Origin of the sequence: Sphingomonas yabuuchiae (assembly GCF_014199595.1) — a bacterium.
GTDB classification, from domain to species: Bacteria; Pseudomonadota; Alphaproteobacteria; order Sphingomonadales; family Sphingomonadaceae; genus Sphingomonas; species Sphingomonas yabuuchiae.
This window is the reverse complement of record NZ_JACHNX010000013.1, coordinates 74,008-92,098: the sequence shown is the minus strand read 5'-3', so window position 1 is coordinate 92,098 and position 18,091 is coordinate 74,008. Positions and strand designations below refer to the sequence as shown.

Sequence of the window (18,091 nt, the reverse complement as noted above, 5' to 3'; positions counted from 1 at the left end):
ACACGCTACGATCGCTGCCCCACGGCCTTCTTTCCCGCCGTTGCTCTCGCGGCCACCGTCATCTTCTGGCTGTGATCAACGAGTCCTGACCCTAGTGTCTATGTGGTTGACCCCAGCCTCGACAGCGGCGCGAAGCACGGCGAGCGCCGCCTCCTGGTCACGCGGCGGACCGAACACGCCGGGGCCGGCGAGTTGCATCGCGCCATAGCCGAGGCGCTTCACGTTGCATCCGGCGAAGGAATAGGTGCCAGCCTGGTCGATCGTCATCATCTTATCTCCTGTGCTGGCCCCGAGATACGGCTTGCGGATCATAGCGATAAGCCGGAGTGATCCGCACGGGCTGTACGGAAAACCGAACGATGAAGGCTGACCTTGCCGATCTCAATGCGTTCCTGGCAGTTGCGCAGGCGCGGGGGTTCCGCGACGCTGCACGCGCCATCGGGTCGAGCGCCTCGACGCTAAGCGAAGCGGTGCGGCGGTTGGAGGCGCGGCTGGGCGTCCGGCTGCTCCATCGCACCACGCGCAGCGTCGTACCGACCGAGGCGGGGACCCGGCTGATCGAACGTCTGGCGCCGGCACTCGGCGAGGTGGAGGCGGCGCTCGACGTCGTGAACCTTTTCCGCGACCGGCCGGCGGGCACGCTCAAGCTCAACGTGCCGGTCAGCGCGGCGCGGCTGGTGCTGCCGGCGATCCTGCCCGGCTTCCTCGCCGCCTATCCGGACATTCAGGTCGAGATCGTCGCCGAGGACGGTTTCGTCGATATGGTGGCGTCGGGCTGCGACGCCGGCATCCGCTATGACGAGCGGCTGGAGCAGGACATGATCGCGGTGCCGATCGGCCCGCGTGTCCAGCGCTTCGCGACGGCGGCGGCACCGGCCTATCTCGACGCGCGCGGGCGGCCGGACCATCCGCGCGATCTGCTCGACCATGCCTGTCTGCGCGGCCGGTTCCGCAGCGGCGCGCTCACCAGCCCGTGGGAGTTCGAGCGCGACGGCGAGATCGTACGGATCGAGCCGCAAGGACCGTTGATCGCCGGTGTCGCCGGTGCAGTGGAATTGCTGGTCGATGTGGCGGTGGCGGGCGGAGGGATCATTCACCTGTTCGAGGACTGGCTCGCGCCAGCGTTGGGAAGCGGCGCGCTTGAACCGGTGCTGCCCGACTGGTGGCAGTCCTTTTCCGGCCCGTTCCTCTATTATTCCGGTCGCCGTCTCGTGCCGCCGCCGCTGCGCGCGTTCCTCGACTTCATCCGCGGTTAGAGCATCGCGAGCGGCTCGGGGCCGCGTGGCGGCGGGAACAGGTCGTCGAGGCGTCGTAGCTCGGCTTCGGATAGTGTGAGGTCCAACGCCGCCCGGTTGTCCCGCACATGGGCGATGGACCCCGCCTTGGGGATGGGGAGGATGCCGTCCCGTGCAAGCAGCCAGGCGAGAGCGAGTTGCGCGGGCGTGGCGTCGCGCTCGACGGCCATTTGGGCAAGGCCGGGATGGGCCACCAAGCGGCCTTGCTCGACCGGGCTGTAGGCCATGACCGGCATTTGATGCCGCGCGAGCCAAGGGATCAGATCATATTCGGGGCCGCGTCGGGTAAGATTGTAGAGGATCTGGTCGGTCTGGCATTCTTCGCCGCCGCTTGCGATGAATTCCGCCATGTCGTCGGTGTCGAGGTTGCTGACTCCCCAGCGCAAAATCTTGCCCGCCGCGACTAGCCGCTCCATGGCCTCTATCGTTTCCGCTAGCGGAACATTGCCGCGCCAGTGCAGCAGGTACAGGTCGAGCCGGTCGGTTCCGAGCCGGTCGAGGCTCGCCTCGCAAGCTCGCGGCAACCGGTCGCGCGAGGCATTCTGGGGATAGGCCTTGCTGACGAGGAACACCTCGTCGCGTACGCCCGCGATCGCTTCGCCGACCAGGCGTTCGGACTCGCCATCGGCATACATTTCGGCAGTGTCGATCAGGGGCAGGCCAAGCGACAGCCCCTCGCGCAGCGCGGCGATCTCATCCGACCGACGAGCGGGATCTTCCGCCATCATCCAGGTGCCTTGGCCAAGCGCGGGAACGGTCGTCCCGTCCGGAAAGCGGATCATCTTCATGTGGCGGTCAACGTTCGATCAGGCGTATCGGGCCAAAGTCCGGTTGGTGGCCGACTACACCGACGCGGACGACCATATCGCCGCACGCGGGATGTGGGGCAACTCGGGTCAGCTAACCGTAACCCCCTTCCAAAAGGCGATGCGTCCGCGGATGTTTTCGGCTTCGGGCTTGGGATCGGGATAATACCAGGCGGCGTCGGGATTGTCGGCGCCCGCAACGTTCAGGCTGTAATAATGCGCCGTTCCCTTCCACGGGCAGATGGTCCTCGTGGGGCTTGGTCGCAGGAGCGCGGCGTCCACACTCTGCACGGGGAAATAATGGTTGCCCTCGACGATCACCGTATCGTCGCCATGGGCGATCCGTACGCCGTTCCATCGTGCTTCCACCATCATACGTCTCCTGACGCGGATGGACGTCGGCATTTGGTCGATTTTCGTCAAGGTCAGGTCCGGGCCATTCGGCTTTCGGGGGCGATAAGCGCTACCGGATCGGTTCGCCGTGGCGAGCGGAAGTGTCGATTGGTCTTGCCTCCAACGCCCTGGCAGGAGATCGGGCGCTGCCAAATGCGATCGATCCTGTTAACGAACGGCGATGCTCAAGACCCGCATGAAGCGCCTCGCTACCCAGACGGAACTCGACCTTCGGCGCCTTGCCGCCATCGAGGCGGCGGTGGCGGCCTTGGACGACGAGGATCTGCTCGACTTCGCCGACATTTTCGCCGGAGGCGATCCGACGCCGCTGCGTGCCATGGCGGAGGAACAGATGCGCAAACGCGGTATCCGCCTGTGAGGAAAATGCCGTCTCGCTTCCGGCGGCTCGATGGCGCGCTGGCGGAACTTCCGGTCGAGGAGCCGATGCTGCTCACCGAGCTCGACGGTTTCCTCGCCGGGCTTATCGTCTGTCCCCAACCGATCCCCGGCGATGAATGGATGACGGTGATATGGGGCGTCGAGGTCGATGGCGTTCCACCCTTCGAGGACCCGCTCGACGAGCAATGGTTCGTCAAGGCGGTTGCGGCGCGGCGCGACGAGATCGCGCGCGATCTGTCCCGTGGCAAGTTGCAGCCGATCCTCGACGTCGACGAGCGCGATGGCGAGGTTCTGTGGGAGTACTGGATCGACGGCTTTTCCGACGCCATCGCGCTCCGCCCGGAGGCGTGGGACGCGGCGGCGGCCGATACAGAATGGGCCGGTCCATGGCAGCGCCTTCTGGCGCTAGTCGCGATCGCGCGGGGCGAAAGCGATCTCGACAGCGTCGAGGTCAACGCCTTTCAGGACCGTGCGGCGGCCGAGCTGACAGATACGGTCCAGCGCCTTTATGCGGCCCGCGCGGGTGTCGGCGAGGCGAAGGCGACCGCCGTCGTGACGGCGAAGACGGGCCGCAACGATCCATGCCCTTGCGGATCAGGAAAGAAGCACAAGCATTGCTGCGCCTGACCTGACCCGCTGACCCGGCGGGCCTTCGCCGCACCAGATCGACCAAGCGCTGCCCGTCCACGACAGGGAAGGGGAGTACGGTCATTCCACCGAACACATGCTTGATTATCAAGGAGATAGATCCCGCATAACTGAGGGGTGTGCCGTCTATCGGCCCGACAACCGCACCGGGGATTTGCCTTGTCAGGGACGGCGGTGCGGTTCAATTTCGTCATCAGATGAAGACGCCACCCATTTCCGACGAATATGCCCGCGGACGACGCGATGGATTGCACTTCGCGCTGTCGATCCTCGAGGTGGAGGAAGCCAAGTGGGAAGCACTGCTCGGCAAGAGCCCGTCGTGGCGGACGAATGCGATACGGGTCATCCGCCACAAGGCCTATCAGGTCGCGCGCAAACGCGTGCAGACGGCACTTCATCGCTTGTTGCCGAAGTAGAAGGCCGCATTGGCGAACGAAATCGCGCAGAGGATCGACCAAGCCGGCTTGTAGGCCGATCCGCCATGTTCCTGCACTGAACGGGGAAGTGATATGAAATTGTATGGAGTACCGGCCTGGGGTTCGGCGATCGTCGAGACGATGCTAGCGCTGGTCGGCGAGCCCTATGACTTCGTCGACGTCGAAGGTTTCGACCGTCCTGATGCGGCGCAGGACAGGCTGGCGGCGGTCAACCCGCTGCGGCAGGTTCCGACGCTGGTGCTGGACGATGGCGAGGTGCTGACCGAGACCGCTGCGATCGCGCTGTGGCTGGCGGACCGACACGCGGGGCTGGCGCCTGCGCCGGGAACAGTCGAACATCGCCGCTTTTTGCGCCTGCTGATCTGGATCGTGGCGAACGTCTATCCGACCTTCACCTATGGCGATTACCCCGAGCGCTGGGCGCCTTCCGCACAGGACGAACTGACCGCTGCCACCAATGCCCATCGCGAGCGCCTTTATCGCTGGCTCGAGGAGCAGGTCGTCGGCCCCTATGTATTGGGAGAGCAGGCGTCCGCCCTGGATTGCTACGCCGTGGTGATGATCGACTGGCGTCCGGGCCGCGAGTGGTTCGCCGAGAACACGCCGAGATTATTCGATGCCGCCCAGTTGATGCGGCGCAATCCCAAGTTGGCGGCCGTGCTGGCGCACAACAAGTTGATTGTCGATTGATGGCCGATCTTCGGCAATGCACCGCGCCATCTGGTTATCGCATGCGCCGACAAGCACCGACCAAATGACGATTGCACGTTGTGCCAATGCATTGTAGCAATGCGATGTGCAGGCGGTTCCTGCATGTCAATGAAATCAACCACTTGGCAAGTGTATTGGTTGGGTGGGACTCCTGCCGCCCCAGCCGTATCACCATCTAAGCTATTGCTTCGGCGCCAACCATCTCGAGCAGGTCTACGTCGGCTATCAACGTACTGAACCCGACACCACCTTCATGATTGAGGGCCTCGTCGCAATCTAAGAAGCGATGTTCGGGGATTTCATCGTTCACGGCGTCCTGGAATATGTCAGCAGGAGAGAGCATGTCGAAACGCGCTTCTCCGCGCTGACGGACGAGCAGAAGAACGTTGATCGGCTTTTGGGCAGATCAACCGGAATGGCGTGAACGGTCGCATGACAGAGCGGTTCGAGATTTTCGAATGGCGGATGCCGCAGGAATAGGTGGAAGCATGTTGCCACGGGCTGTTGCAGCGCGGGCAACCGAATTTGCTACCTGTACAGTAGGTCATTCGAATAGCCTCGCCCCGCAGCTGCCGACACCTTCCCTCGACCAGGAATTTTAAGCGTAACTATGCCCGCTTGGGGATCCCCTCTACGTTTCGGGGCGACCGGTTCAGACCTAGCTGGCTGATGTCCCTGTCTTCGGCAGCGAAGCGTCGCGATACCAGTCGGCATAGCCGGTGGTGTGGACCATGTGCCGATTGAGATCAGGGGCACCATCGTCCCACCAGACCGGCCCCCGCTCGCCGAGCGCGACCTTGGTGGCGTGGACTTGGGCGCGCGCCTGACGAAGGGCTGGCCCGTCACCTTGCGCCATCGCCGTTCGTACCGCCCGGCGGGCCTGCATCAACGCATCGACCAGTGCCTGTCGCTCGTCCGATGCCAGGGCCGGGTTGCTCTTGCGCCACAACCGACCGCGCACGACGATATAGCGACCATCGGGGGTGATCGGCGGTGGGGATTTGGGTGCCGATAGGCCACCGGGGCGGGTACGGCCCGCCTTCGTCTTGCCCGCGGTTCCGCTATCGATGACGCGTTCGGCCGATCTGGTGCTGGTCACGCTTTCTGCCTCGCAAGGAACGACATATCGTCAGACGAATACACGGGGGGCGGCGTTCCGGGCGGGTGGCGGTTCGGCGTCGATGATGCTTGCGGGCGGCAGGGAAAGGGTTAGGCTGACCGCATGGCCGCTTTCGACGACAGTTCCGATCCCGATCTTGGTGCAGCCTGTAACCGGCTGGCGATGTGGGTGGAGTCGTTGCCGGAGCGGGCACTGATCGATCCGGCGTCCGAACTGGCCGAGGACGATCTGGCGCTTATCCTGCGGCGTCTCCATGCCATGCGGCACTTGGGGGAGGATAGTCCTGCGACGGACCGTCCTCCCGCCGCCGTCGCGCGGGCATCCGTGCCGGTGACGGCGAAAAGCTGACGGCGCGATCGGGGGCGAAGTCGCCCGCCCGACATTTTCCTTCCGTTTGAACGGCTCCGATAGAGGGCAAGGGCGTTCTATGGCCTGGCCGCTGGCAAAGTGTCGGTCGCACCAATGGAGCCGACATGTCCGATCGTCCCAGCCCTACACCGGTGCCCGGAGCGGCCTCGCCCGGGGGAAACGCGACGGGCGAAGGAGCCGCCGCGCTAGGTGACTTTGCCTGACGACCGCCACGCCATTCTGTTCACTATCGGGAGTGCTAATCATGGATGACGAACGCCTCTGGAGTTTCGAGGAAAGCCTCTGGACCGAAGGCCCGGACAATTATCGGGAAAAAGTCGATGCCGAGGTCGTGATGGTGCTGCCCCGGCCGCCTTTCGTACTGACCGGCGACGCAGCGGTGTCGGCGGTGGCGGACACGCCCGTTTGGGAAAGCGCCGAACTGACCGAACGGCAGGTGTCACGACCCCAGGAGGGATTGATCGTCATCGGCTATCACGTCGCGGCCAGCCGGGACGGCGAGGCCTATGAGGCCTATTGCACCTCGGTCATCCGGCGGCTGGAGCATGAGGTCTGGCGGGTCGTGCAGCACCAGCAGACGCCGAAGCTGGCCAAGCCTCTGGCCGAGGCATAAAGATGGGGAAGGAGGGCTCTTCGGTACCGACTGGTCGGGCTCTCCTTTACCATCATCACGATGGAATAGCTTTCGTCCGTCACGCCGAGCAGGCGTTTGCCCGCAGGAAAGCGATCTGAGGCAAGCGTTTAAGTCAGCCGCAGCAGACGTGCGCAAATCCGACATCGGCCTTCGTCGTTTTGGCGAACCCGCTTAACGCCAGCGGGTCGCGCGTTGGATGGCCTCGTCGACCGGTACGTCATGGAGCTGCCGGTAGCGCGCCTCGACCAGGCTGAAGAGTCCGAAGGCCAGCAGCCCGACACCGACGATGATATCGAAAGGATCGGTCAGCCAGGACAGCACCCGCGCCATGCCGCCCGCCTCGCTGGCATGTTCCTCGATCCCGGCCTTGGCCAGAAGATAGCCGCTGATCAGGAAGACGAGGCCGCGTGCTGCATAACCCGCACGTCCGCTCCACTGTACCCAGGAATGTCGCGCTACCGATGGATCCAGATAGCGCAGGAACGATCCTTTGACGGCTTTGGCGAACTGGACCACGCCCAGCACGATCAACACGGCGGCACCCAGCAGGACCAACGCCCAGCCGCCGGGCAGTTGCATGGCCGACCGTGCACTTTCCTGAGCGCCGTCTCCCGACAGGGCCGCTCCGCGCATCAACTGCACCGATTGCGAGGCGAGCAGGAGGTGGATGGCACCGCTGACGCCAGCGCCGATCCGCTCCATCACGCCTTTACGGTCGGTTCCGTGCCGTTCGACATCCAGAGCCGCGTCGGCCAGCCGCCATATGCCATAGGCCGTAAGCCCGACGGCGATGATCGCCAGCAATATCTGGCCGCCGCCCCGGCCGAGATATTCGATCGCACCGCTTTGGTCTTCCGCCCTGCCGGTCCGGACGATCAGCATGGCGATGACGATATAGAGCAGCCCGCGCGTCGCGAAGCCGATCCGGGTCAAGGCCGTCAGGCGCGAGCTGGCGTTCATATGATCTCCCTTACCCCGGACAAAACAAGGACAAAGCGATCTCGTTCCAGCATCGGAATGGCTTTTCGACTTGGCCCCCGCCCTAATAGGTCACGGTCACGACGACCGTGTCGGTATAGAGGCCGGGGGCGGGGGTCGGTTGTGCGGGCACCCGCCCATAGATCACCAGCGCCTGGGCAAGGCCGGTGCCCGAGGCCTGGACGCCGCTGTCCCAACTGGATGAAAAGGCGGCATCGCGGAACAGGCCATAGGTGATGAAGCTGCCCGAGGGCCCGCGCATTCGGCGGCCGCCCGACGCATCGCCATTGCGCCCGGCGTCGAGCCGCAACGCATAGGGCGTCTGGCTGGTGCAGGTCAGGGTCAGGCCGCTTTGCGCCGTAACCGCCTTTGCCAGCACGCCGGTCGTCGGGAAGGTGAGTGCGGTGGCCGCCACGGTGCAACCCTTGGGAAGCGTGGCCGTCACCTCGAAGGTCGGGCGGACGGAGGCGGTGCCCGCAAAGCCGGTGCAGTTGGTGCTGGTGCCGAGCAGTTCGGCTCCATAGCTGAACAGCGTGGCGTTGCCGATGAAGCTGGAGCGATAGGCCCCCGGCACCGCTGTCGCCTGGCCGCCGAACAATCGCGCATAGATGGTGCGCGTCGCCGAACCGGCCCCGTTCAGCAGGTTGGAAATGATGATCGCGGGCACCGTGCCCAACGCCGGATTGTCCAGCGATCCCCAGGCGACCGATCGCGCCGCGTCCTGATAGAGCTGGTAGCGCAGCGATCCTCCGGTGCCCGTCATCAACCGGCCGGAGCCGTCCGTGCCGCCGCTGCCCGCGCCGATGCCGGGACAGAGTTTGACGACGTTGAGCACCGGGATGCTGGTGCAGGTGACCGTGACCGTCCCCGTCACATCGACCGGGCCACTGGTCAGCAGCGAGGGGCTACCGAAATCGATCGACGACACCGTGGCCGAGCAGGTCTGCGCCCGTGCCGGGGCAGGCATGGCCAGACAGGCGAGGACGGCGAGCAGTATGAGGATCAGCCGGGTCATGGCGCCGCACTCGCCATGGGCGTACAGACCGCCCGGATACGCACCTGCTCGCCCGGCTGCGCGGCAAAGGGGAAACGCGCCCGGCAGCGGCGGCCATCGGGATCGGTGACAATCGCTTCGTTCTGGCCCCCGAGCGCGCTCAGGAAGGCGGCACCGTCATAGCCGACCACATCCTCGGGCAGCCCCGGCCGAGCGATCCCCGAGCCCAGCGGCAGCAGCCGACCCTCGCCATCGACGAACTCGACCAGCGCGGCGTCGGTTTCGCGCGCCACGCCGAACGCGATCAGTGCGGGCACGCGGGTAAAGGCCACCGCCTCGGCATGGGTCGAGGCGATGCGCGCGTCGACGGGCAGCGAGGAGGGATCGATGGAGATTGCGCTCGGCTCGAACGGGGCGATGTCGGGAACCAGCAGCTTGCCCGACGCGCCGGTGGTGCCGACCAGCCGGTTCTCGCGGTACACCCGCACGCCGCTCGCGCCCGCATCGGCCACCGCAAAGGACTGGTCGAGCCGCCGCGCCGCATAGAGGTCGCCACCGATCAGCGCGACCGCGCCCTCGGCCTGCAAGGTGCCGGAGACGTTGCCGCCCGCATAGAGGCCGGTCGCCTCGAACTGGGCGAAGCCGGTCGTATGGCGGACGATGGCATGGCCCGCCCGCTCACGGCCATCGGCAACCCGCACCGACCAACCCCAGGAGCCGGGTTCGTGCGCGCCCTGCCGCGACATCTCGGCATAGCCCGAGACGCGCCCCTCCGACACCGTCGCGCCGGTCGTCACCGAGGCGCGTCGTCCGAAGGGCAGGCTGGCCCCGACGAACAGGCCGAAGCTGCGGTCGCCGCTCAGGTCCGCGACGGCATTGGCGAACAGCGACAGCCGCCCGACATTGGCGGTAGAGGACAGGCTGGCGAGCCGATAGCGGTCCCCCGCCGCCGTCTTGGAATTGACGAGGCTCACCCCGACCGAGGCCGAGGTCGCGGCGATAGGCAACGACAGGGAGAATTGATCGACCTCGCGCGGCGCGCCGAAGATCCGCCGGTCGCCCACCAGGATTGGGCCGAAGGACGATGTGCGCGACGCCAGGTCCTCATAGCGGCCGATCGCCCGCATCGACCGGATCAGCACCGAAAAGCCGGACCGGCGCGTCTCGAACGCGATATCGACCAGCCCGCCCGTGCGTCCCCCAGCCTGGCTGACCACCCCGGCGAGCGACAGCAAGGCCTGGTCCCGCAACGTCACGACGCCGCCCGCGCCCAGCTGGACCAGACCCGCGCCCAGCTCGGCATGGCCCTGTAGCGTCAGCCGGTCGGTCATGCCGCGCCGAACCGAGGCCGAACCGATCAGCCGCCGGTCATAGTCGTTCGACAGGATCGCATAGCTGCGTCGGGCAAAGCCGACCTCCGCGCTGAAATCGGTCAGCCCCTCCGCCAGCAACTGGGGAGAGGCATAGAAGGGCGCGGTTTGTACGGTTTCCCGGCCCAGCGCATCGCGGACGACGACGGTCGCGACACCTGCGCCCTGCACGATCGGCGGGTGCATGACGGCATAGGGGCCCTGGGGCACGTCGGCCGACAGGGTGCGGACCCGGTCGATGAACAGGTCCAGCGTCGAGGGGGCGGCGGCGCTGCCCAGCAGTCGCGGCACGGGCATGGTGACCAGGTCGGGCCGCATGCCGAAGGTCCGCTGGATCTGAAGCCCCGCCATGCGGATCGGGCGGGTCCAGGCATGGCCGCCATTGATCGTGTCCCCTGCGCGCAGCGTCACCAGCCGTCTGGGGTCTTCATAGCTATAGCTCGTGGCCAGCCGGGTAAAGCGCGGCCCGCCCGACAACAGGCCGACCGCGCTGCTCTCGAACAGGCCGAACGCGCCGAAGACGCGCGTCCCGAACGCACCCGATGCGCCGGTAAAGCGCGGGCCGACCGCGCTCCGGTCGCCGCTGGCGAACAGCGTATAGTCCAGCACCGCGCCGAAGGGCGGCCGGTCCGGCGTCAGGCCGGAACGGTCGCCGCGCCCGCCGTCGATCAGGGTCGGGTTCTGCACGGTCGGGCCAGCGGCCAGCCACATGATCTGGCGCATCTGCTCATAGCGATAGCGCAGCCCGGAAATACGCTCCAGCGGCACGTCGCCCGTCTCGGCATCCGGTGGGACCTTGACGCCCAGCGTCCGCAACTGGGCGACGGGTGCGGTGAAACTGCCGTCTGCGCGCTGCGTGAACGAGGCGACATAGCCGGTCGGCTTGTCGTTCAGATAGACCTCGAGTTGAAGCGCCTGTTCCTGGCGGCTGGGGTCGACATCAACCCCGACGCGAAGGCTTTCGCTGTCCTGCGCACCGGCGGTCTGCGCGCAGGCCAGCGTGGCCAGGATGATCCCGGCCAGTTCACCGGCGCGGCTGGGTCGCAAGGGAGACCTCGATCGGGCCGCCATCGGAAACGGCCCGCATCCGCAGGTCGGTGCCGCCGGGCAGGGCGGTGCCGGGGTTCAGCGGAATGCGCAGTTCGGACCCGGCCAGCACATAGCCGACCAGCCCCGGCCTCGCGAGAAGCTGCTGGCTGCCCGCGATCAGCTGAAGGTCGGCGATGCGCAGTCGCCTGTTGCCCTTGTTGCGCCCGACCAGCGCCGCGCCGCCGCCCGAACGGTCGATCCGCCATTCCACATCGGGCATCCGGCGCGGGATGTCGGAGAAGAAGGCGGGGATCGACTGACGCACGACGAGATTGACCGTGCCCGGCTGCGCGCGGGTCGGCTCGGGCACTTCGTCGATCAGGACGCGATAGGCCTCCTCGCCGACCGGCGCGGCCTTGGCCGTGCGGACGACACGGATCAGATATTGCTGCTGCGGCGCCAGCGTCGAGAAGGGCGGGCTGGCGACGACCTCATTCGTGGGGGTCAGGACGTCGGTGCCGTTGCGCGACGACCATTTCATCACGCGGACCTGGACCCGTACCGGCCGCTGCTCGGCATTGCTGAGCGTCAGCGAGGTCGTGCGCGCGCCCGGCAGCGGGTCGATGGCGACCGGCGCGACCCGGATGTCGGATGCGTGGCCGATCGCCGGGATCGCCAGCCCCATCGCCGCCGCCGCGAGCGACCGTTTCGGCCACGGCGTCATCAGTATGTCACCGTGACCTGGACGGTATCGGTATAGCTGCCCGCCGCCGGAGTGGTCTGGGCCGGGACGCGCCCGTACACCGTCAGCGACTGCACCGCGCCGTTGCCGATCCCGGCCAGCGTGTCGGTGCCTGCGGTATTGCCCCAGATCTGTGACCGGGCGGGATCGCGGAACAGCTCATAGACGACCGTAGCCCCCGCGCCTGAGGTCATCCGCCGCGCCGCCACCGTCGCTCCCGTGCCCGCACCGGCATTCAGGCCGATATTATAGGGGGTGGTGTTGGTACACTGGACGCCGATCGTGCTGGTCGAGGTGATCGCGGCCTGGATCACGCCGGTATTGCCGAAGGCCAGGTCGCTCGCCGAGGTCAGGCGGCATTCGGCCTGGATCGTCATCGACACCTGGAACTGCGTGCTCTGCTGCGCGGCGGCGGGATCGGCGATCAGGACGCAGCCCAGTGCCGCGATGCCGAGAGGTGCGAGATAGGGTTTCACGATATTGTGCCTCCAAATCACGCCTGATCAAAAGCCCGAAGGCCTTATCAAGGTGCTAAAGCTTCGGAATCGGACGAGAATTTCGGAAGATGCTGTTTGTCGCGGTGGCCTGTGCCATGGCACGACGAACGTGCTAGGGGCGGGGCCATGTCGAAAACCCAAATTCAGTCCGGCAGCGTGACCGTCGACGGCATCACCTATGACTGGCATCTCCAGCGCGAGCCCCATCTGTCGGATGACGAAGGATGGAAGGGCATGACCATCGCCCTTTCCGAACAGGGCGCCAAGCGCGAGGCGCATATGGAGTTTCCGGCTCCGAAGCGGCTGCTCAAGGGCTTGCCGCGCGGGCGGCTCCAACTCGATGACCCGACGATCACGCGCTGCGTGCGCTCGGCACTGGCGGCAGGCTGGGACCCGATGTCGCGCGGGCGGCCGGTGGTCTTCACGGTTGACGCCGAGGGGAATTGAGGCCTCAGGGGCGATCTGCTGTCATGCTAATTTCTTGCCCCTCTCCCCTGGAAAGGGGAGAGGGATAGCGGAGCTTGCCAGCCTGCTGGCTAGCGCAGCTTAGGTGAGGGGTGGAGCGAGCCCAAAGGCTCGCGCGCTCGCCAAGCGAGCGCTTCACCCCTCACCCAGCTCCGACTAGGCCTTTGCTCTCGCAAAGACCAAGTCTGCGCAACCCTCTCCCCTCTGCGAGGGGCGAGGGAAGGAAGAGATGGTTTCGGACGCCGCTTAACTGTCGTCCATAACCAGATCGAACGCGGCGGTGGCCATGGTCAGGCCGTTGACCAACAGCTCCACCTCATGGCGACCGGGATGGTGGCGGCGCGTGCTGAAGTCGCGCATGACTTGACGGATGCCCAGGGTGGCGGAGGCCGATCCGGCAAGATCGAAGGTCTTGAGCTTGAAGACCTTGGCCGCCGTCTTGCTCGCACCCCGCGCATAATGGAGGCGATAGTCGACGACGAGGCGCTGGTCGGCTTGGGCGAGGGACGCCAGCTCCGCCGTGATCGTCACGGCCTCGCCCAATTCCACGGTTGCGGGCTCGACGGTGAAACAGGCGACCCGCACCTGTGCCCCATGCGCTACCCCGATCAGCGCCAGGGCACGCGGATCGCCCTTCTTGATCAGCGAACGAAGTGCATGGCGGACGATCCAGGCCGTGCGCGGCGTCTCGCGATCCCAGCCGTGCAGATGCTCGACCAGCCAGTCGGGGCGATCCTTGCCGATATCGTTCAGGTGGTTGGCGACCGATTTGCGGACATAGAGGCTGGGATCGTCGCGCAACGCATCCAGGATCGGGGCGGCCAGCGTCGGATCGTCCCGCAGCGCCGGGACGCGCGAGGCCCAGGGCAGGCGCGGGCGGCTGCCCTCGCTGGCGAGGCGGCGGACATGCTCGTTCGGGTGGTCCGTCCAGCGGAGCATCTGCGCCAGGGTCCGCGCGGGATCGGCGGCGAGGAACGGGCGGATGGCGAACTCCGCCGAGCCGAACCGGGTCAGGTCGGCCAGCGCCTCCATCGACCGATCGAAATCGCCCAACCCTTGCCGGGCGACGAACTCGGTGACGGCGATCGCCTGGAAACTGTGCGTCAGGTGCGGCGCGATGGCCCTGACGACATGGATTGCGGTGGCGTAATCGGTGGACATAGCTTCATGGAGCGCGTCGGCGATATGGCGCACCCGTTCCATGATCGACAGCCCGTCGAGTCCGTTCAGCGCCGCGTCGAGGAATGCCCTGCGGTCGAAGACGGGCGACGCCGCCACACCTGCATCGGCGATGATCGTCACCGCCGCGACGCCCAGAATGTCCTTCATCAGGGGATAGGTTTTCGCGTCGCTCATGAGGGTCGGTCGTCCGCCTGGAATATCGCTGGTGGCGATCGTTACCGCATCGGCGCGGCATCGTGTGCGCAAAATGCCGTCATCAAACCGCCGCCGGGACGTAACGCGGCTGAAACGTCCCGGCCATAGGCGCAGCCCCCGCAAGCGCCACGCGCATCGCCTATGGGGAAGGCTTCATCATGAAATTCGTTACCGCCAGCGCCGTCGTGGCGCTGCATCTGTCCTTTGCCTCCGCAGCCTGGGCGCAGGCCGTGCCGGAGCCGGGCGCGGACAGCGATGTGATCGTCACCGGCACCCGCGAGCGGGGCCGGACGCAGTTCGATACGCTGGCCCCCGTCGACGTGCTCCCCGAAACGCTGATCCGCTCGGGCGTGTCGGGCGATCTGAACGACACGCTGGCGCAGCTGTTGCCCTCCTTCAACGTGCAGCGCCTGCCGGCGGCGGACGGGCAGGCGTTCGTCCGCCCAGCCACCTTGCGCGGGCTGTCGGCGGACCAGACGCTCGTGCTGGTCAACGGCAAGCGTTACCATCGCTCGGCGCTGCTCGGCACACGCGGGGCGCAGGCCCCCGACCTCGCCAGCATCCCCAGCCTGGCGATCAAACGGATCGAGGTGCTGCGTGACGGGGCCTCGGCGCAATATGGGTCGGACGCGATTGCGGGCGTCATCAACATCATCCTCGACGATGCGCCCGGCATGGAAGCCTATGGCCAGTTCGGCCGATATGATGCGGGCGACGGCAATGATTATCAGTCGGGCATGCGCGGCGGCATCGCGCTGGGCGAGCGCGGCGCGATCGTCTTCATCGGCCAGTTCGAACATGCCGAGGCCACCTCGCGCACCCGCCAGCGCCCCGACGCCATCGCGTTCCAGGCGGCCAATCCGACCCTGACCGTTCCCAATCCCGTCCAGCGCTGGGGCCAGCCGGACGAGGAGCGGCTGCGCGGGGCGCTCGACATGCATTACGAGCTGGCGCCCGGCGCGACCCTCTATGCCTTTGGCACGGCACAGCAGGGGGAGGGCGTGACCGATTTCAACTGGCGCAATCCGGCGGGGACGGGTAGCGTCTATAATGCCAGCAGCGCCTTTCCGGGTTTCAGCTTCCGCAGCATCTATCCGGTCGGCTTTACGCCGCGTTTCGGAACGCGCTTCGCCGACATCCAGGCCGATAGCGGGGTGCGCGGCGAACTGTCCGATGCCTTTTCCTACGACATCAGCGCGTCGTCGGGCCGCAGCCGCATCGACTATACGCTCGCCGAGAGCCTGAACGCCTCGTTGGGGCCGAACAGCCCGACGCGCTTCTATCTGGGGCGGCTGACCCAGGTCGAGACGAACCTGAACGCCGATTTCGTCTATCGCCTGCCCATCGGCGGGGTCGAGCCGCTGAACATCGCCTTTGGCGGCGAGCGTCGGATCGAGCGTTATGTCGTCGGCACCGGCGACCCAGCCTCCTACGCCATCGGGCCGGGGGCGGCGACGGGGCTGGCGCCCAATTCCAACGGCTTCCCCGGCTTCGGCCCGCAACAGGCGGGCCATTTCCGGCAGAGCAGCCATGCGGGCTATGTCGACCTCGCCTGGCGGCCGGTGTCGATCGTCTCGCTCGGCGCGGCGGGACGCTATGAGGATTTCTCCAGCTTCGGCGACAAGTTCACCTACAAGCTGTCGGGCCGCGTAGAGCCGGTGTCGTGGCTGGCGCTGCGCGGCACCTATTCGACCGGCTTTCGTGCGCCGACGCCCGCGCAGTTGAACACGCGAGTGGTCAGCCAGGGGCTCGACACCCGCACGCTCCAAGTGTTCAACCAGGGCCGCCTGGCGCCCAGCGATCCGCTGGCGATCGCGCTCGGCGCCAAGCCGCTGCGCCCCGAAACCTCGCGCAATGCGACCGTGGGGCTGGCGGTGCAGACGCAGATAGGCTTCACCGCGACGGTCGATCTCTATCAGATCGATGTCGACGACCGGTTCAGCCAGTCGGCGACGATCGCCATCCCGACGACCTTGGCCAATCCCAATCGCTTCACCTCGATCAGCTACTTTACCAACGACTTCAACACGCGCACGCGGGGCGTCGACATGGTGCTGGGCTATAACCGCCAGATCGGCGGCGGGCGGGCCAGCGCGACCCTGGCCTATAATTACAACCGCACCCAGGTGCGCAGCGGCACCAGCGCGGCGATCGCCAACGAGACGCAGCGGCGCATCTTCGAGGAACGGCTGCCGCGTCACAATGCGACCGGCACGCTGGGCTATGATATCGGCCCGGTCGGGGTGATGCTGCGCGGGCGTTATTACGGGCCGTGGACTGATGTGACGGGCAATGCGACGGGCGAGCTGTTCCAGCGCTTCGGCGGCATCGCGCTGTTCGACGCCTCGCTCACCTATCGCATCACGCCCAACATCTCGCTCCGGGGCGGGGCGGAGAATATCTTCGACACCTATCCCGCCGAGGCGACCAACCAGGCCAATCGCGGCCTGATCTACTCGCGCAATGCCCCCTATGACACCGATGGCGGGCGTTATTATGTGCGCGTCGGGGTCAGCTTCTGATGATCGACCGGCGCATGATGCTGGCAGGCGGGATGGCGGCGGTCGTCCCGCTGCCGGGGATCGCCGCCCCGACGCGGGCCCATGCGCCGGGACCCGATGACGAAACTTTCTGGGCGGGTGTCGCGGCGGATTATGATCGACCGTCCGACGGCATCGTCCAGCTGGAAAACGGCAATTGGGGTGCGATGGCACGGCCCGTGCGGCTGGCCTATGAGCAGGCCGTCGCGCGGGTGAACCGCGACACCAGCTATTATGCGCGCCGGGGCATGCTGGCCGATCTGCGCGCCGCGCGAGAGGCGGGGGCGAACGAGCTGGGCGTGCCGCCTGAGGAGATCGCCTTCACCCGCAACGCGACCGAGGCGCTGAAGGCGCTGATCCTGGGCTATAACCGCCTCTCGCCCGGCGATGCGGTGCTGTACGCCGATCTCGACTATGACAGCATGCAGGCTTGTATGGAGAGCCTGGGCCCCCGGCGCGGGGTTCGGGTGCGGCGGATCGCCCTGCCGGAACCCGCGACGCGGCAGGCGCTGATCGACGCCTATGCGCAAGCCATGGCGGCGGAGCCCCGGCTGAAGCTGATCCTGCTGACCCATCTCAGCCACCGCACCGGGCTGGTCCTGCCGGTGCGGGAGATCGCCGCGATGGCGCGGGCGCGGGGGATCGATGTCGTCGTCGATGCGGCGCATAGCTGGCAGCAACTGGACTTCGCGCTGTCCGATCTCGACTGCGACTTTGTCGGGCTGAACGGGCATAAATGGCTGGGGGCGCCGCTGGGGACGGGGATCCTCCATATCCGTCGTCCCGCACTGGCGCGGATCGACCGCGATCCTGCCGAGGATGCGGGGGGACCGGACAGCCTGCTGTCGCGGGTCCATACGGGCACGCTGGACTATGCCGCATGGCTGACCGCACCGGCGGCGCTGGCCTATCAGCGGCGGATCGACCGGGCGGCGCGGGCCGCGCGACTGAGGGCCTTGCGCGATCGCTGGGTGGCGCGGGCGCGGCAGGTTCCGGGGATTACCGTGCTGACGCCCGACGATCCGGCCTTGCACGGCGCGATCACGTCCTTCCGCATCGACGGCGTGACGAGCGCGCAAGGCAATGCCGAACTGGCCAAGCGGCTGCTCGACCGGCACCGCGTCTTCACCGTCCATCGCACCGGCCCGGCCAAGGGTGCATGTATCCGCGTCACGCCCGCACTGTTCACATCGATGGCGGAGGTCGACCGGCTGGCCGCTGCCTTGCCCGATCTCGTCGCGTCTTTCCCTCCCTCGCCCCTCGCCGAGGGGAGAGGTTAGCGAAGGA

At 66.7% G+C, this 18,091-nt stretch carries 19 protein-coding genes and 1 pseudogene; 10 read left to right on the top strand and 10 right to left on the bottom strand.

Features of this window, described 5'->3' with window-relative positions; all coding sequences use genetic code 11:
* Nucleotides 1-93: 93 nt before the first annotated feature.
* Nucleotides 94-270, bottom strand: a pseudogene (locus tag GGQ89_RS14830) (aldo/keto reductase); the annotation flags it as partial.
* Between the two features lie 89 nt (nt 271-359).
* On the opposite strand from GGQ89_RS14830, the gene GGQ89_RS14825 reads away from it, so the two are divergent.
* Nucleotides 360-1,256 carry a LysR family transcriptional regulator gene (locus GGQ89_RS14825; RefSeq protein ID WP_184106230.1) on the top strand — a complete coding sequence of 299 codons (897 nt, stop codon included), beginning with the start codon at nt 360-362 and terminating at the stop codon, nt 1,254-1,256.
* Here the strand turns inward: GGQ89_RS14825 and GGQ89_RS14820 are convergent.
* The gene (locus tag GGQ89_RS14820) at nt 1,253-2,083 is read right to left on the bottom strand and encodes an aldo/keto reductase (protein WP_184106229.1); all 831 of its coding nucleotides are present in this window, start codon (nt 2,081-2,083) and stop codon (nt 1,253-1,255) included. The genes GGQ89_RS14825 and GGQ89_RS14820 overlap by 4 nt on opposite strands.
* 108 nt (nt 2,084-2,191) lie before the next feature.
* Nucleotides 2,192-2,473 carry a DUF427 domain-containing protein gene (locus GGQ89_RS14815; RefSeq protein ID WP_184106228.1) on the bottom strand — a complete coding sequence of 94 codons (282 nt, stop codon included), beginning with the start codon at nt 2,471-2,473 and terminating at the stop codon, nt 2,192-2,194.
* Nucleotides 2,474-2,675: 202 nt separating this feature from the next.
* Here GGQ89_RS14815 and GGQ89_RS14810 point away from each other — a divergent pair, with 202 nt between their 5' ends.
* The 4 genes from GGQ89_RS14810 (at nt 2,676) to GGQ89_RS14795 (ending at nt 4,668) form a co-directional block, all read left to right on the top strand.
* Nucleotides 2,676-2,873: a hypothetical protein gene (locus GGQ89_RS14810; RefSeq protein ID WP_244955798.1), complete on the top strand. Its 198-nt coding sequence runs from the start codon at nt 2,676-2,678 to the stop codon at nt 2,871-2,873.
* Nucleotides 2,874-2,878: 5 nt separating this feature from the next.
* Nucleotides 2,879-3,520 carry a UPF0149 family protein gene (locus GGQ89_RS14805; RefSeq protein ID WP_221238969.1) on the top strand — a complete coding sequence of 214 codons (642 nt, stop codon included), beginning with the start codon at nt 2,879-2,881 and terminating at the stop codon, nt 3,518-3,520.
* 218 nt (nt 3,521-3,738) lie between these two features.
* Complete coding sequence (locus GGQ89_RS14800; protein WP_221238968.1) at nt 3,739-3,957, top strand: hypothetical protein; 219 nt, start codon at nt 3,739-3,741, stop codon at nt 3,955-3,957.
* A gap of 93 nt (nt 3,958-4,050) precedes the next feature.
* Nucleotides 4,051-4,668, top strand: coding sequence for a glutathione S-transferase family protein (locus tag GGQ89_RS14795; RefSeq protein WP_184106225.1), 618 nt, complete (start codon nt 4,051-4,053; stop codon nt 4,666-4,668).
* Between the two features lie 679 nt (nt 4,669-5,347).
* On the opposite strand, the gene GGQ89_RS14790 is transcribed toward GGQ89_RS14795, so the two are convergent.
* Nucleotides 5,348-5,788 (bottom strand): hypothetical protein, encoded by a 441-nt coding sequence (locus GGQ89_RS14790; RefSeq protein WP_338112273.1) that lies wholly within the window; start codon nt 5,786-5,788, stop codon nt 5,348-5,350.
* Between the two features lie 123 nt (nt 5,789-5,911).
* Here GGQ89_RS14790 and GGQ89_RS14785 point away from each other — a divergent pair, with 123 nt between their 5' ends.
* Nucleotides 5,912-6,157 carry a hypothetical protein gene (locus GGQ89_RS14785; protein ID WP_184106224.1) on the top strand — a complete coding sequence of 82 codons (246 nt, stop codon included), beginning with the start codon at nt 5,912-5,914 and terminating at the stop codon, nt 6,155-6,157.
* A gap of 265 nt (nt 6,158-6,422) precedes the next feature.
* Nucleotides 6,423-6,791 (top strand): hypothetical protein, encoded by a 369-nt coding sequence (locus GGQ89_RS14780; RefSeq protein ID WP_056435242.1) that lies wholly within the window; start codon nt 6,423-6,425, stop codon nt 6,789-6,791.
* Nucleotides 6,792-6,983: 192 nt separating this feature from the next.
* Here the strand turns inward: GGQ89_RS14780 and GGQ89_RS14775 are convergent, their stop codons facing one another.
* The 5 genes from GGQ89_RS14775 to GGQ89_RS14755 all read right to left on the bottom strand — a co-directional run bounded on the left by GGQ89_RS14775 (nt 6,984) and on the right by GGQ89_RS14755 (nt 12,401).
* The gene (locus tag GGQ89_RS14775) at nt 6,984-7,772 is read right to left on the bottom strand and encodes a DUF1206 domain-containing protein (RefSeq protein WP_184106223.1); all 789 of its coding nucleotides are present in this window, start codon (nt 7,770-7,772) and stop codon (nt 6,984-6,986) included.
* A gap of 82 nt (nt 7,773-7,854) precedes the next feature.
* A complete protein-coding gene (locus GGQ89_RS14770; RefSeq protein WP_184106222.1) occupies nt 7,855-8,805 on the bottom strand; it encodes a Csu type fimbrial protein in 951 nt (316 codons plus the stop codon).
* The gene (locus GGQ89_RS14765; RefSeq protein WP_184106221.1) at nt 8,802-11,201 is read right to left on the bottom strand and encodes a fimbria/pilus outer membrane usher protein; all 2,400 of its coding nucleotides are present in this window, start codon (nt 11,199-11,201) and stop codon (nt 8,802-8,804) included. The genes GGQ89_RS14770 and GGQ89_RS14765 overlap by 4 nt, the downstream gene beginning before the upstream one ends.
* Nucleotides 11,179-11,907: a fimbrial biogenesis chaperone gene (locus GGQ89_RS14760; protein ID WP_184106220.1), complete on the bottom strand. Its 729-nt coding sequence runs from the start codon at nt 11,905-11,907 to the stop codon at nt 11,179-11,181. Before GGQ89_RS14760 ends, GGQ89_RS14765 begins: the two co-directional genes overlap by 23 nt.
* A complete protein-coding gene (locus tag GGQ89_RS14755; RefSeq protein WP_083706617.1) occupies nt 11,907-12,401 on the bottom strand; it encodes a Csu type fimbrial protein in 495 nt (164 codons plus the stop codon). The genes GGQ89_RS14760 and GGQ89_RS14755 overlap by 1 nt, the downstream gene beginning before the upstream one ends.
* Nucleotides 12,402-12,548: 147 nt before the next feature.
* On the opposite strand from GGQ89_RS14755, the gene GGQ89_RS14750 reads away from it, so the two are divergent.
* Nucleotides 12,549-12,869, top strand: a complete 321-nt coding sequence (locus GGQ89_RS14750; protein ID WP_076715718.1) for a hypothetical protein — start codon at nt 12,549-12,551, stop codon at nt 12,867-12,869.
* Between the two features lie 264 nt (nt 12,870-13,133).
* On the opposite strand, the gene GGQ89_RS14745 is transcribed toward GGQ89_RS14750, so the two are convergent.
* A complete protein-coding gene (locus GGQ89_RS14745; RefSeq protein ID WP_184106219.1) occupies nt 13,134-14,243 on the bottom strand; it encodes a DNA alkylation repair protein in 1,110 nt (369 codons plus the stop codon).
* A gap of 179 nt (nt 14,244-14,422) precedes the next feature.
* Between GGQ89_RS14745 and GGQ89_RS14740 the strand changes: the two genes are divergently transcribed.
* Both GGQ89_RS14740 and GGQ89_RS14735 read left to right on the top strand, forming a co-directional pair.
* A complete protein-coding gene (locus GGQ89_RS14740) occupies nt 14,423-16,786 on the top strand; it encodes a TonB-dependent receptor plug domain-containing protein (RefSeq protein ID WP_184106218.1) in 2,364 nt (787 codons plus the stop codon).
* On the top strand, nt 16,786-18,084 hold the full coding sequence (locus tag GGQ89_RS14735; RefSeq protein WP_184106217.1) for an aminotransferase class V-fold PLP-dependent enzyme: 1,299 nt from the start codon (nt 16,786-16,788) through the stop codon (nt 18,082-18,084). Before GGQ89_RS14740 ends, GGQ89_RS14735 begins: the two co-directional genes overlap by 1 nt.
* Nucleotides 18,085-18,091 lie beyond the last annotated feature (7 nt).